At 53.0% G+C, this 14,333-nt stretch carries 16 protein-coding genes and 1 other RNA gene; 2 read left to right on the top strand and 15 right to left on the bottom strand.

Annotated features, from left to right (window positions below):
- Positions 1-162 precede the first annotated feature (162 nt).
- From B3P58_RS11625 to ybfE, 6 genes are all read right to left on the bottom strand, one after another.
- Complete coding sequence (locus tag B3P58_RS11625) at positions 163-774, bottom strand: toprim domain-containing protein (RefSeq protein ID WP_230332054.1); 612 nt, start codon at positions 772-774, stop codon at positions 163-165.
- Position 775: 1 nt separating this feature from the next.
- Positions 776-1,102 (bottom strand): YbaB/EbfC family nucleoid-associated protein, encoded by a 327-nt coding sequence (locus tag B3P58_RS11630; protein ID WP_230332053.1) that lies wholly within the window; start codon positions 1,100-1,102, stop codon positions 776-778.
- A gap of 22 nt (positions 1,103-1,124) precedes the next feature.
- Entirely contained in the window at positions 1,125-3,152 is a 2,028-nt protein-coding gene (gene dnaX, locus B3P58_RS11635) for a DNA polymerase III subunit gamma/tau (RefSeq protein WP_286717657.1), read from the bottom strand.
- 82 nt (positions 3,153-3,234) lie between these two features.
- Positions 3,235-3,331: signal recognition particle sRNA small type (gene ffs / locus B3P58_RS11640), an RNA gene on the bottom strand.
- 83 nt (positions 3,332-3,414) lie between these two features.
- Entirely contained in the window at positions 3,415-3,888 is a 474-nt protein-coding gene (locus B3P58_RS11645) for a hypothetical protein (RefSeq protein ID WP_230333679.1), read from the bottom strand.
- 211 nt (positions 3,889-4,099) lie between these two features.
- Positions 4,100-4,369: a LexA regulated protein gene (gene ybfE, locus B3P58_RS11650; protein WP_225692788.1), complete on the bottom strand. Its 270-nt coding sequence runs from the start codon at positions 4,367-4,369 to the stop codon at positions 4,100-4,102.
- 130 nt (positions 4,370-4,499) lie between these two features.
- Here ybfE and B3P58_RS11655 point away from each other — a divergent pair, with 130 nt between their 5' ends.
- Positions 4,500-6,890 carry a Lon protease family protein gene (locus B3P58_RS11655; RefSeq protein WP_225692789.1) on the top strand — a complete coding sequence of 797 codons (2,391 nt, stop codon included), beginning with the start codon at positions 4,500-4,502 and terminating at the stop codon, positions 6,888-6,890.
- A gap of 14 nt (positions 6,891-6,904) precedes the next feature.
- Here the strand turns inward: B3P58_RS11655 and B3P58_RS11660 are convergent, their stop codons facing one another.
- The 5 genes from B3P58_RS11660 to B3P58_RS11680 all read right to left on the bottom strand — a co-directional run bounded on the left by B3P58_RS11660 (position 6,905) and on the right by B3P58_RS11680 (position 11,436).
- On the bottom strand, positions 6,905-8,536 hold the full coding sequence (locus B3P58_RS11660; RefSeq protein ID WP_286717658.1) for a hybrid sensor histidine kinase/response regulator: 1,632 nt from the start codon (positions 8,534-8,536) through the stop codon (positions 6,905-6,907).
- 386 nt (positions 8,537-8,922) lie between these two features.
- Positions 8,923-9,483 carry a chalcone isomerase family protein gene (locus B3P58_RS11665; RefSeq protein ID WP_225692791.1) on the bottom strand — a complete coding sequence of 187 codons (561 nt, stop codon included), beginning with the start codon at positions 9,481-9,483 and terminating at the stop codon, positions 8,923-8,925.
- Between the two features lie 91 nt (positions 9,484-9,574).
- Entirely contained in the window at positions 9,575-9,937 is a 363-nt protein-coding gene (locus tag B3P58_RS11670; RefSeq protein ID WP_286717659.1) for a diacylglycerol kinase family protein, read from the bottom strand.
- A 62-nt stretch (positions 9,938-9,999) separates the two neighbouring features.
- Positions 10,000-10,464 carry a DMP19 family protein gene (locus B3P58_RS11675; RefSeq protein ID WP_145468848.1) on the bottom strand — a complete coding sequence of 155 codons (465 nt, stop codon included), beginning with the start codon at positions 10,462-10,464 and terminating at the stop codon, positions 10,000-10,002.
- A gap of 96 nt (positions 10,465-10,560) precedes the next feature.
- The gene (locus B3P58_RS11680) at positions 10,561-11,436 is read right to left on the bottom strand and encodes an alpha/beta fold hydrolase (protein WP_286717660.1); all 876 of its coding nucleotides are present in this window, start codon (positions 11,434-11,436) and stop codon (positions 10,561-10,563) included.
- A gap of 271 nt (positions 11,437-11,707) precedes the next feature.
- Between B3P58_RS11680 and B3P58_RS11685 the strand changes: the two genes are divergently transcribed.
- On the top strand, positions 11,708-11,890 hold the full coding sequence (locus B3P58_RS11685; protein ID WP_145468850.1) for a hypothetical protein: 183 nt from the start codon (positions 11,708-11,710) through the stop codon (positions 11,888-11,890).
- On the opposite strand, the gene B3P58_RS11690 is transcribed toward B3P58_RS11685, so the two are convergent.
- From B3P58_RS11690 to B3P58_RS11705, 4 genes are all read right to left on the bottom strand, one after another.
- The gene (locus B3P58_RS11690) at positions 11,891-12,508 is read right to left on the bottom strand and encodes a tRNA-(ms[2]io[6]A)-hydroxylase (protein WP_286717662.1); all 618 of its coding nucleotides are present in this window, start codon (positions 12,506-12,508) and stop codon (positions 11,891-11,893) included.
- Positions 12,505-12,921, bottom strand: coding sequence for an acyl-CoA thioesterase (locus B3P58_RS11695; RefSeq protein ID WP_145468851.1), 417 nt, complete (start codon positions 12,919-12,921; stop codon positions 12,505-12,507). The genes B3P58_RS11690 and B3P58_RS11695 overlap by 4 nt, the downstream gene beginning before the upstream one ends.
- Positions 12,922-13,062: 141 nt before the next feature.
- Entirely contained in the window at positions 13,063-13,830 is a 768-nt protein-coding gene (gene xni, locus B3P58_RS11700; protein ID WP_286717665.1) for a flap endonuclease Xni, read from the bottom strand.
- The coding region (locus B3P58_RS11705; protein WP_286717666.1) for an ATP-binding cassette domain-containing protein at positions 13,830-14,333 on the bottom strand (504 nt) is incomplete at its 5' end. The genes xni and B3P58_RS11705, both read right to left, overlap by 1 nt.

Below are 14,333 nucleotides of genomic sequence, written 5' to 3' on the forward strand. Positions count from 1 at the left end.
GGCTGTCAGCCACCTGCAAAAGCCCGGCTTCCGGATAAAACGTGGTGGTGCGGACAAATTCAGTATCAACAGCAATGTAGGCTTCCTGACACCAGAGCCTGCAGGCCTCCTGCAACTGTTCCGCGGTCGTAATCCACTGCGGTTCAGGTATTTTAAGACGCGTCATTTATCGGCTCCCGCCGGGACATGGTCTGCAGCAGAGAAGCTCCGCGCACGTTGTAAATCCACTGCCAGCTGACCCGGAGTCAGCAGCTGAACCCGACAGGCAAAACCGGCCAGCATATCCTCGATAAACTGCCCGGTAGCATCTGCTTCAACCGATGACTCCAGCACCACCTGTACCAGAAGATTCTCTGCAGAAGACGATTCGGCGGCAGAAACTAATGTTTCAACACGCTGCTTAAGATCCGGTAAATGTAACTGCCGCGGACCAATACCGGCCACCGGTGACAACAGTCCATGAAGGACAAAATAACCGCCGCGGTAGCCGGCCTCTTCCCAGCGAAACTGATCCTCAACACCGGACACCACCAGTAAATGCAAGGTGCTGCGTTCATCATCCGTACACAGCGGGCAAATGCTGAGATCACTGTATGTCCGGCAGCAACAGCAATGTTGCAATGTCTTCCGGGCGGTCAGAATCGCCTGTTGCAGACGTTCACCTGAGTCATGCTCCAAAACATGCTGTGCCATACGGGCAGCCGCACGCGGGCCAATGCCCGGCAAAGCATCAAAGCATTCAATCAGCTGACGGTACTGCGCTGGCAATTGCATATCAGAATGGCAGTTTCATACCTGCAGGCAGACCCATTCCTGCTGTCAGCTTGCCCATCTGTTCCTGATTCTGCTGTTCAATTTTGCGCACGGCATCATTCACCGCCGCCGCCAGCAGGTCTTCCAGCATTTCTTTGTCTTCTTCCATGATGGAGTCATCCAGCTCAACACGCTTAACATCATGACGGCCATTCATGGTCACTTTAACCAGGCCGGCACCAGACTCACCGGTTACTTCTGCATCAGCCAGCCTAGCCTGAGCCTGTTGCAGTTGTTCCTGCATTTTCTGGGCCTGCTTCATCAGATTGCCCATTCCGCCTTTGATCATAATGATTCTCCAATATCTGTATTTAACTTACCGGGCGGATACTGTCGTCTACGACAAACCCACCAAATTCTGCCAGGACCCGCTGCACCAGCGGATCAGCTTCAATTGCCTGCTTGGCCCCGTAATGGGCTTCAGCCGCTTCACGCTGCCGGCGCTGCTCCGGGGTTTCTCCGCGCGGCAGCTGCAACGTCATTTCGACCACAGCCTGAGGCAGCGATTCGCGCATCGCGTCCTGAATCCGTAAACGCTGCCCATCGTTGAATAATGCGCCCTGAACAGGGTCAACATCAAAAATATAACGATCACCATCCACCTGCACCAAAGCACTGTTACGGGCAATTGCCATCGGCAGACCGGCCAGTTTCAGTTTATTCACCCATTGCCACCAGGTGTAAGGCGTTGGTGCAGTATCATCCTGAGAAACCGGGGCAACCGGCTCGTCTGCAGGTAAGGATTCAGGTTCCGGCGTGGGCTCAACAACCGCCACAGCCGGTGGGGGATGCTCTTCTGCTAAAGCTGCTGTCTGAGTGTACTGCTGACGGTCAGCAGGCAGATCAGCAATAGCAGCATTGTTGTCGCTCCCGGAAACCTCCTGTTCGGAAACCAGCAATTGGTCGTTCGTTGCAAATCCGGCAGCCTGCTCCGTTATTCCGGCTTCAGGCACATCAGCAGACGCATCAACAAGCGCCTCGCCTGCGATACTGTCCACGAATGCATTTATTGCATGATCTGGCGCTTCGATATCCGCCGAAACGCCGTCATCAGATGACAGCTCATCAGCCAAAGCGGAAACGGTTGAGATATCCGGAACGTAAGCAGGAGCCGGCTCGACAGGTTCGGCCGGTGTCGCTGAGACAACTGTGGGAGCTTCAGCCACATCTGAAGAGAGATTGCTCAGGGAGTCAGAGCTGAGACGCTTTTTTTTTTGCAGTGCCGATTCCAGATCCAGCTCCAGCGGAGCCGCAGGCGCCGGGCGGAAAGCCAACATACGCAGCAGAATCATTTCAAAACCCTGACGCGGATCCGGTGCCAGTGCAAGATCAGCACGGCCATTCAGGGCAATCTGATAATACAGCTGTAAATCTTCCGGCTGCATGGCCATTGCCAGTTGCAGAATCGCCTCACGATCACCCTGAGAATTCTCGATAGCGTCAGGAACGACCTGCCCCAGAGCTGCGCGATGCCATATGGTCAGCAACCCCTGCAAAACTTCATCGTAATCCGGACCATGCTCAGCCATGGCCGCGACTTCGTTCATGACCTCCACGGCATCGGCTCTGGCCATAACCTCAGCCATTTTAAACAGACGGCCACGGTCCATGGTGCCGAGCATGGCATTAACCTGAGCCTCACCCACCAGACCTTCACCATAGGCAATTGCCTGATCAGTCAGACTGAGCGCATCACGCATACTGCCCTGTGCTGCACGGCCAAGCTGCCACAGAGCAGGTTCTTCATAGCCGATTTTTTCAGCCTCAAGCACCTTACCCAGATAAGAGACAATGCGCTCAGGGGTCATATTTTTCAGACTGAACTGCAGACAGCGTGACAGCACGGTCACCGGCAGTTTTTGCGGATCAGTGGTGGCCAGCAGAAACTTCACATGCGCGGGAGGCTCTTCCAGCGTTTTCAGCAAGGCATTAAAACTGTGGGTCGACAGCATGTGCACTTCGTCGATCAGATAAACCTTAAAGCGGCCCCGGCTTGGCGCATACTGAACGTTATCAAGAAGTTCACGGGTGTCTTCGACTTTGGTGCGCGATGCGGCATCGACTTCAATCAGGTCAACAAAGCGACCTTCGGCAATTTCACGGCAGGCACTGCACTCACCACAGGGACGTGCACTGATGCCCTGCTCGCAATTAAGGCATTTGGCAAGAATCCGGGCGATGGTCGTTTTACCGACTCCGCGGGTACCGGTAAACAGATAAGCATGATGCAGGCGCTGCTCATTGAGGGCATTAATGAGCGCTTTCAGCACATGCTCCTGCCCCACCATTTCATCAAAGAAACGTGGTCGCCACTTTCGAGCAAGTACTTGATAACTCATGAATTTTCCAGCACCAGAGATTACGCAATGAGGCGCATAATACCTTGTAAGGAGGGGAAAGTCAGGAGAATTTGGAGATGACCTCTACCAGCCACACCCCGGCACACGAGTCAGCCACTACCGTTGCTCCCTTCCGGGCCTGGCGGGGTTCGCGGCGTATCGTTGCGAGGGGACCAGCAGAGGCCACCATAACGACCCGATGAACATCAGGTGGCGGCACATTAGCGAAAACTCATTGAGATATCAAGCAGTTATCTGATTTTCAGCCATCGACCAGCGCACTGCTGAGATTTAAATCCTGCAATGCATCAACAAAACGCTTCAGCCGCTGCTGTGGCCCCAGCATTTTCGGGCGTGAAAAATAATCCGACATAGTTCCCGAAATACGCTGTTCAACGGTTTGACCGGCAAAGTAAACCCGCAGCATAACCGTCTGACGACTGGCAATGCGGTCCAGCTGATCCGGCGTAGTCACAAAATAGCCGCAAGAAGCGCCGGCAACCGCATCTGAACGCTGCAGCGTTAATATTTCATGCTCACCATCAAGATAAAGCACCAATGGTTTGTCTGCATCGAGCTGACGCTTGCGGAGATCACATAATTGCAGCAGCGGATCATTGCCACTCTGCCACTCCGCACCCAATGACAACTCAGGCATGCCATAGAGCGGCACGGGATTGAGACTCAGCTGGCCAGATGATTGATTCAGATCGCCAGGTGCTGGCGCATCAGTCATGGCAGCAGACGTCTTTGCCTGGCCACCACTTACGCAGGCAGTCAGTGATAAAAGAAGGGTCAGGCCGATAATGCCCGTTCGCATTCCATGCACAACGATATCCTTTCGTTAATACGTATCCGTTGGTATGAGTTCAGTTTAGTGAACAAAGGAACAGTAATGCAATTGACCAGCTGCGCCACAACGGCAAATACCGCTTAAGACTGAAAAATCACAAATGCAGCCAATGCTTCAGCGCCAGCTCCAGGACATCCGCCCTTGCCAGATTCAGCTCCGCGCAAACCTCGTCCAGACGCCCAACCACCTGCGCATCGAGCTTCACCTCCAGCCGGTGCAGACCGCGCTCCTTGTCACGCTGGCGCTGGGTCCTTTTGTTAAACCGACACTGCTGCGAACGCTCATACGGGTTACTGCGTGGCCGGCCCGGACGACCGGGGGCAAACATATCAATAGTAGTTCTGTCTTCTGGCTGAACGGACATGCATCCCCCGCGATAGTCAAAGCGGCGCAATTATCACCAGCGACGGCAGAATTGCAACGCCGGCCGACTTGCCAAGCACCGCTGTTCTCAATACTGTACCGCCTTTATCCGCCGATATTGACGACTCCGAATGGCCAAATCCCAAACTGCTGTTAACGCTTCCGCCCTGACACAAAGCATCAACCCATCTGCCCTGACCTTTGCCGACACCCGCGAACTGGAAACTTTTCAGGGGGTTCTTGGACAAGACAGAGCGGTCAATGCGATTCAGTTTGGCGTTGCGATGCAGCGCCCGGGCTACAATATTTTTGTGATGGGTGAGACCGGCACCGGCCGCTCATCCTATGTGCGCGATTACCTGAAAAGCGAAGCAAAACGTCAGGCGACACCCAGCGTCTGGTGCTACGTTAATAATTTCCGCAACCCGCGGGAGCCTCAGGCCGTAGAAATGCTGCCTCAGGAGGCCGGTATATTCCGCCAGCAGATCAGCGAACTGATTGATCAGCTGCTGGCCACCTTTCCGGCCGCTCTTGAACACCCGACCTATCAGCAGAAAAAATCGGCCATTGATTACGTTTTCAACCGGCGCTATGACAAAGCCATTGAGCATGTCGAACGTGAGGCACATAAGCGTGGTGTTGCGGTTTACCGAGACTCCAGTGCCATCAGCTTTACCCCCATGCGCGAAGGCAAGGCGCTCGACGAAACTGAATTCGCCCAACTGAGCGAAGAAGAACGTGAAGGCTTCCATAACAACATCGCCGAGCTGGAACAGATGCTCAGCGATCAGCTGGCCGAACTGCCCCAATGGAAACGCGAAAGCAGTAATGACCTGCGCCAGCTGAATCAGGAAACCATCAAAAATGCGATCACACCGCTGATCGAACCGATCCGCAATCGCTTTGAAGGCCATGAAAAGCTGCTGGCTTACCTGCAGGACATGGAAGAACACCTGCCCAGACTGGTCCTGGAAGAACTGGTCGAGGAACGCCTGCTGGAATTACGTGAAGAATACGTTAAACGCAGCAGTCTTGAAGAATCGCTGATGCCCAATATCGCCACACATCATGTGGAAAACAGCGGCGCCCCCGTCATTTACGAACCACACCCAAGCTATGCCAACCTGTTTGGCCGTATCGAATACGCCAATGAACAGGGCGCACTGGTCACCAACTACCAGCGCATCTGCCCCGGCGCACTGCACAAAGCCAATGGCGGCTACCTGATTCTGGATGCGGAAAAGGTATTGTCTGAACCTCTGGTCTGGGACGCACTGAAACGCGCACTGCAATCCCGCCAGCTGAAGATGGAGTCGCCCTACTCCGAAATGGGTCTGATCAACACTACCACCCTGCTGCCAGCGGTTATTCCGCTGGATTTCAAACTGGTTCTGATCGGCTCCCGCCAGGTGTATTACCTGCTGCAGGAATACGATGAAGACTTTAAGCGTCTGTTCCGTGCCGTTGTCGACTTTGACAGCGATCTGCCGCTTAACGATGACCATCTGCTGGCTTATGCCCGCCTGCTGAAAAGCCGCATCGAAGAACAGGGTTATGCCGATCTGGATCAGAGCGCCGTGGTACGTATGGTCCGTTACAGCGCACGCCTGGCAGAGCAGCAGGATGTTCTCAGCGCCCGCATTGGTGAGCAATTCGACCTGCTTGCTGAAGCCGACTTTATTCGCCAACTGGCTCAGGACGAACTGATTTGCGCCGACCATATTGATCGTGCTCTGGCGGCTAAGTTTGAACGCACCGGACGGGTTTATGACAAGCTGTTCGAGCAGATGCTTGATGGAACTGTACTGCTGGAAACCAGCGGCAAAGCCATCGGTAAAATTAATGGCTTAACCGTAATGTCATTGGGCGATACCAGCTTCGGCTCGCCGGCACGTATTACCGCAACCGTTTATCCGGGCAGCAAAGGCGTAGTCGATATTGAGCGTGAGGTCTCTCTCGGCCAGGCCATTCATTCCAAAGGAGTGATGATTCTCAGCGGTTTTCTCGGCAACCGTTACGCCCAGCGCTTCCCACTGGCCATTTCGGCGCATATCGCCATGGAGCAGTCTTACGGGTACATCGACGGCGACAGCGCCTCACTGGGCGAACTGTGCTGTCTTATTTCAGCACTGATTCACTCTCCGATTGAACAGAGTTACGCCATTACCGGTTCGGTCAACCAGTATGGCGAAGTCCAGGCCATCGGTGGCGTAAATGAAAAGATCGAAGGCTTTTTCCGCCTCTGTGCCGCGCGTGGCCTGAACGGCGATCAGGGGGTTATTATTCCCGCCTCCAACCGCCTGAATTTAATTCTCAATGACGATGTGGTCAGAGCCGTTGCCGCAGGAAACTTCCATATTCACTGCGTTACCCATGTTGATCAGGCGATTGAAATCCTGATGAAACGCAAGGCCGGGAAAATGAACAGCAAAGGGGAATTTCCGGCCGGCAGCGTTAATGGTGACATTATTGCCCGCCTGGAAGCCATTGCCCGTATGGGCGAAAAGCGTCAGAGTGACTGAACCAGACAGGCCCGCTAGCGGGCCTGTAATAACCACCGGATCAGGCGCTGCCGATCCAGTGGTTTACCCTGCACATCATCCATACCCGCCTGCAGACATTGCTCCCGCTCGGCATCGACAATACCTGCAGTGAGTGCCAGCAAAGGCTTACTGTAACCGGATTCACGCAAGCGTCTGGCCGTGGCCGGACCATTCAGTTGCGGCATATGGTAATCAAGCAAAATTACATCCGCGCAGGTATACGACCCCGATTCCAATAACGACTGACCATCAGCAAACAATTCGACCTGCGCCCCTGCCTGCTCCAGAATCCTGCGGATGATTTTTTGACTGGTCGGATCGTCTTCACCCACCAGAATCGTCCAGCCAGCAAGAGCCCCATCCTGATCAGCGTTATCTGCCGCCGCATCATCAATAGCATGTCCGGGCTGCAACGGCACACGCAGCCAGAAACGGCTGCCATGCCCAAACTCACTGTCGGCACCAACACTGCCTCCCATTAACGTGGCCAGACTGCGCGATAAACTCAGCCCCAGCCCCGTGCCGCCGTAATGACTTGCCGTCTGGACACTTTCCTGCTCATAGGCGTTAAAAATATCGGCCAGACGCTCTGCACGGATACCTTTGCCATTATCTTCAACCTCGGCTATCAGCTCATACCCACCGGCAACGCTCACACAGGTGATACGCAGAGTAATCCGGCCACCCTCGGGGGTAAATTTAAAGGCATTGCTGAGATAATTAATAAGCACCTGCTGAATGCGCTGAGCATCACCGCGAACCCAGGTCACCAGATCTGCAGTGCATTCAACCTGAAAGCGGATAGATTTCTGCTGCATGCCGGCCGCAAAAATAGCACTGACCTTTTCCAGTAATTTCGGCAGATTAAAGTCGTGAACATTCAGCTCCAGCTTACCGGCCTCTATTTTGGCAACATCCAGTACATCGTTCACAATATCCAGCAGTGCTGAACTGACATAACGCAGATCCTGCAACAGCTCTGCCTGCTCTGCCGACAAGTCTGTTGCAGACAACAATTCAACAATACCGGCAACACCATTCAGCGGAGTACGGATTTCATGGCTCATATGCGCAAGAAAATCCGTCTTTGCCAGCGAAGCCTGATCAGCAAGCCGACGCTGATGTTCGGCATCAGCAACACGCCGCGCCAATTCTTCTGCGCGAAGAATATCGCTGTAACTGCGGATAGCCGCCGTCAGCGATAAAAACATCCGCCCCTGAGTAGCATCGGATTTAACCAGATAATCGTTAATGTCATAGTCCTGCACCACCTGTCGCTCAGGCGCATACCCAGCCTGACCTGTACGCAAGAGAATTCGGATACGATGATTATTCAACTGATTACGAATATGCTCAACCAGACGCAGACCGGCATCATCACTCTCCATCACCACGTCCAGTAAAATCACTGCGACATCAGGACGCAGAGCCAGAAGCTCCGCCGCCTGAGCTGCGCTACAGGCTTCCAGTATTTCCAGCGGGCGATCTTTATAGCGAAAACGGGAAAGTACGAGGCGGGTAACCTGCAACACGGCTTCATCATCATCAACCACAAGCAGAACAATCCGCTCAGGCAGGAAGCTGTCGACCGACACAGGTGAAGAAGCTGCTTCGTTATTACTCACAGCCAGCCCCACCGGGAATGATAATTAAGTTCAGCAACCGTTTACGTCCTTGAGGTATATAACAGAGTTAAGCAACATCCGGCCGATAAGCCAAGACCGCAGCAAGACAAGCAGCAGAGCCAGATGCTGCCAGTCAGACAAAAAAGCCGGGGCTATATTCCCGAATATTGATATCACTGCAACATTTGCGGACAAATTTACATTCGCCTTTCATGCTGCCCAATACAGAGCAGACAAATTATCCGGATTTTCCGCATAAAAAGAACAAACTGTCCTTATTTGACCAAACACCGCCAAACCACACCACGAACACAAAAGCCGCTGCCCTGATCAGAATACACAGGCATAAAAAAACGGGCCGCAGCCCGTTTTTTACGTCCGGCGTATCAGCCGTTAATCATGCTCTTTTTCAGAGATTTCTGGATCGGATCTTCAGACAGCCAGATACCAAACAGAGCCTGTTTGAACTTAAGCCCCTTAACATTCGATTTCTCTTCACCGTTACGATAAACGGTTACACCGCTTTCCGGGGTATAAGCCAGCTCATAAACATCGCCTTCTTTTACCTCATCACGGAACGCCTTGATCAGCTCTTCCACATCACTTTCAATAGGTGCAAGGTTGCCGCCGGTTGAACGTACAAAGCCGTCACGGGTGGATTCCGACATACGCTTGCTGTTGATCATACCGGACACAATATGCAGACGAATGGCCATTGGCTCATCGGCAGCGATAATTGCCGCGGCATCATTGCTTTTATTGCCGAGGTACAGTGCCGCAACGTATACATCAAGAAAGAATTTTGAACGGACACCAGCACCATTGAGAGTCAGCTCCTGACCGTTAAGGGTCAGCTGCTCAGCTATTTCAGCACCTTCTAACTGTCTGGCGTTCGCATTGAATATCAGGCCGAGAGCCAGCGTGAGGCCCAGTAAGATACGCATCATGGGAGAATTCCTTAGTACTTGTTTTTATTAATAGTTAACTGACGTTTTTTTATTGGCCGTACTTCAGATGCAAATACCCGCATTTCTGATATCACGACAGCCAGTGCGGAATAAAAATCAGCGTGCCGATAATAACAGATGCCAATGCTGATACCAGTACCGCAGCTGCGGCCAGATCTTTGGCTTTGCCAACCAGAGGATGATGGGAAGGATGGAGCGCATCAGCCAGTGCTTCCAGCGCCGTATTCATGGCTTCAAGTGACAACACCAGAGCCATCGACAAAATAAGCACAACCCACTCTGTCGGCGCCAGACCAGTCAGGCAGCCCGCTGACACAACCACGACTACGGCCAGCAGATGAACCTGCGCATGAGGCTGAGTACGCAGCATATAGATCAGACCGGAAAAAGCATAACCAAAGCTCTGCCGGCGCCGGACAAGCCATCGGATCATAGCAGCCCACATCCACTGATCAGGGAAATAAAAAAGCCGGCAAAAGATCACCGGCTTTGAGTTCAGCGAAACTCTTTGAGATTTTTACTGACAAACAGCAGCGTCAGCCCAACCAGATTCTCGCCCACATCATAAAAGCGGTCATCAAGTTCGGCGATATCATCAGCGTATTCGCTTTCAATATGATCGAACATCTGAATACGCTCGTCTTCATCTTTCGGGATTTTTTTCCCATCAAATAAAGCAATCAAACGTTCCAGCAGGGTGTATGTTCCCTTTGCTTTGATTTTCTCCAGCGCTTCGAGAGTTTCCTCTGCATACGCTCCTACGTCGTGGTGGATAAACTGAACGAAGCCACCGTTTTCCATTTCCTTTAACAGGTTATCGATACAAAAAACGGTTTTCTCTGCATCCGTCAGCGCTTCAAATCCTGACTCAGCTTCCTTGTCGTAAATGACGTCGGTAATCTGAAGAAATGAATCAGTTTCATCGGCAACATCAAGCGCTGCCTGAATCTCCATGTTCATAAATCCTACTCGTAGTTCTCTTTTATTAGGTCAAATGGTTAAGCCACAATAGCTTACCCTTATTTATTTGACAAAGGTTTTAAGAGACAACCACTTTCAGGGGTTTATGGCCAACAATTCTTTAATCCGCTGAGCCGTCTGTTCAGGCTGCTCCATTGGGAAACAGTGGCTGCCCGGCGCCATTTCAAAGCGGATATGCTGATTGGCTTTAGCTGCTTTGCGCGCCGACTTAAGAATAAACGGATAACTGTCAGCAGCCACCAGAATATCCACCGGCACCCTCACCCGGTGCACTGCCTGCCACAACCCTCGCGGATAAGAACCAAAGATGGCGGCCTCCCAGGCGGGATTACAGGCCAGTTCAAGCCCTTCTGAGGTCGGCTTCGTTGCTCCCAGAATAAAACCTTCGAGTGCTGCAACATCCCAGTTACGGTACAAAGACTTACGCTGCAGATCCTGACGCAGACTGGCCGCATCCGGCCAGACCGAACGGCGCCCCTGCACGGCTTTCACCAGAGCACCGCGCTTCCATAAGCCGGTTTTACGGGCCAGACGCTGAAACAGCAGAATCTCAGCGGAGAACAATACCGGGTCAAGCAGAATGATGCGCTCAAACAGATGCGGGCGCTCAGCCGCCAGCATCAGCGTCATAACCCCACCCATTGAGTGGCCGATACCAATGGCCTTACGGCCACCATTACGTACTTCCAGAGCATCACCAACCCGGCGTGCCATACGCAGCCAGTCCGGCATATGATGCGCAGGCTGTTGCGAGCCACCGTGCCCCGGCACATCGGTCAGCAACAGATTCCAGTCCGACGGTAGTGTATCCGCCATAGGCACCAGCGCATGAGCACTGAAACCATTACCATGCAGAAAGTGCAGCAACGGCGCCCCATCGGCCCCCTCGCGCTGAAGACCATGCAGATCACGGCTCTGCCCATCCCACCATGAGGTCAATGTACTGAACATGTTCGATTCAACAGACATAAACTGGTAACAACTCTGAGAGAAAAATAGCGGCGCCTATAGTAACGGCTGCGCCCGGTGATAAAAAACCTTTATATCAGCACGACACAAAAGCCAGCATCGGGCATAACTGCCAGCAATAATGCAAAAAACGCCATATCGACCGGTATTTGTCCGCATTGAAGCGGCAGGAACAGAATAATACTTCCGACAGATTCCACTCCTGCTGATTATTTCCTAGGCTTGGAAAAGCAGAACAAACAGGGAGAAGATCATGACCGCACGTACTGTTCTTAACGCACTGGAAGCAAACCGCCGCTATACCGACCTGAAAGATGCCGAAGCCCGCCTGGATCAGGCGCGCCGTGACCTGGACGCCGGCGCTATTAACGCAGAGGAGTACAGCAATATTGCCGACGTTTGCCGCAAAATCATCCGTGCCAGCAGTGACGGCTGATTAAGCCGCCACAGGCACACCGCTGTGAAAGCGGAATTCAGCATCGGGGGATTCGATCAGTTCACGCTCGAACTCACGGAATTCCGCCACCCGCTCAGCAATGGGTCCATCCGCATACTGCGCAGCCAGCGCCAGATAATCCTGATAATGACGGCCTTCAGAGCGCAACAGTGAGCGGTAAAATTTTGCCAGCACGTCATCCAGAAACGGCGCCAGCTTGGCAAAACGCTCACAGGAACGGGCTTCGATAAAGGCGCCGACAATCAGCACATCCACCAGTTCATTGATCCCACCCTTGCGCACCTGCTCACGCAAGCCCGCCGCATAGCGCGACGAGGATACATGGCGGTAAGCAATGCCACGGTCTTTCATGATGTTAACAACCTGCTCAAAATGCAGCAGCTCTTCACGCGCCAGCTGGCTCATTTTTTTCAGCAGATCTTCGCGGTCAATGTGCTTATAAAGCAGGTTCATCGCCGTGGTAGCGGCTTTTTTTTCGCAGTTAGCATGATCAATCAGCAAGGTTTCCTGATTATTCAGAGCCTCATCGATCCAGGCATCCGGTGTTGCACACCCGAGAAAGCCATTAATCTCAGCCAATACATCTTTCACGCTCATAAACCATCCTCAATCATGGTTTCCAGCACCGCCCGGGCATTGCCTTCAATCGGCACGGCTTTCTGAGTTTCCGAATCCATCAGGCAGAAAGTGACCACCGCATCGGCAATCAGCGTGGTTGCCTCACCGTTTTCCAGCAAACGGACTTCCTGCACCATCTGCGCACTTTTATTACCGATTTTTTCCATCCGCGTGCTGATACGGATAACTTCACCCGCATACGCCGGACGACGGTAACTGATGTTGATATTGGCCACGACAAAAGCCAGATTCTGCGCTTCAAACAACTGAATAAACTGATGACGGTCGAAGTAATCCCAACGCCCCTCTTCCAGAAATTCCAGATAGCGGCCGTTGTTTACATGGTGGTAGATGTCGAGGTGATAACCCCGGACTTTGATATCGACGGACATACAACGTCCTCACAGAAAAGGCGGCGATTTTAATCAATCGGGCCGCCGAGTGCCAGCCGCCCTTGCTCCAACGTTTTTTGGCCCAACGCATTTTGACCCAGCGCTTTTGGCCCAAGGATTAGCCGCCCGCTATCTGAGGTCTCAGCGGCCGCTTTGCCAACGCAGATCGTGCAGGTTGAACCCCAAAGGCACATCGGTTCGCAGCCTTGCCAGAACCCGCGTCAGCAATGCCGTCGACCAATGCTCATTCAGCGCATTACGCACTTTGGTATCGCACTGCTCACGCTGCACCAGCAACACATCCAGCGATCCGAACTGATCCAGCAGATGACCAGCGGTTTTCGGACCAATACCCGCCACACCGGGCAAATGATTGGTACTGTCGCCGGTCAGCGCCCAGAAATCGGCCAGTTGCTGGGGTTTGAGGCCAAATTTCTGCTCAACCATCAGCTCATCCCAGGTAAAACGGTCAAAATGATTACGTACACTCAGGCGTGGATTCACCAGCTGGCAGAAGCCTTTATCGGTCGACAGAATCGTTACCTGCAAACCAGCAAAAGCTGCTTTACTCGCCAGTGTGGCCATCACGTCATCGCCTTCCCAACCGGCCAGATCGAGGCAAAACACGCCTGACTGCTGAAAATAACGCTGCATATCGGCCAGATCGTGCTGCAAGGCTTCTGGCATCGGTGGCCGGCCCAGCTTGTAATCCGGCCATAATTCATGGCGCCAGGTCTGGCATTTCTGCTCAAATACCATCGCCACATGGGTAGCCTTGGCGTATTCCGCATTACGCGTAATGGCACTTAAACAACGGCTGCGGGTTGCCTCCAGCGGTAATTCGGTATCGGCCGCCGCCGCATAAATACGGCGGATCAGGTTCATTGCATCAACAATTAACAGGTGCATTACTTTTCCTCAGCGTCCCCATGCTCAGCAGCATCCGATTGCTGTTGCGCCTGCCACAATGCGGCATAGGCACCGCCGGCGGCCAGCAATTGCTGGTGGGTGCCCTGCTCGACCACCTGACCATTATCCAGCACCGCAATACAATCAGCATCAACGACGGTCGATAAACGGTGAGCAATAATCAGCGCCGTATGACCACGCGCCACTTCACGGATTTCGGCCATAATGCCACGTTCGGTATGGGAATCGAGCGACGAAGTCGCTTCATCAAACACCATAATTGCCGGGCGTTTAAGCAGCATACGGGCAATGGCGATGCGCTGTTTTTCACCGCCGGACAATTTCAGTCCACGCTCACCAACCACGGTATCCATACCATCCGGGCATTCATTCACCAGTTTCTGCAAATGCGCCATACGGATCACCTCGGCAAGTTCAGCATCTGTTGCCTCCGGGCGGGCGTACAGCAGGTTATTTTTCAGCGTATCGTTAAACAGCACCGT

This window comes from Thalassolituus sp. UBA2009 (genome assembly GCF_002335285.1).
In the GTDB taxonomy this organism is placed as follows: Bacteria; Pseudomonadota; Gammaproteobacteria; order Pseudomonadales; family Oceanobacteraceae; genus Venatoribacter; species Venatoribacter alkanivorans.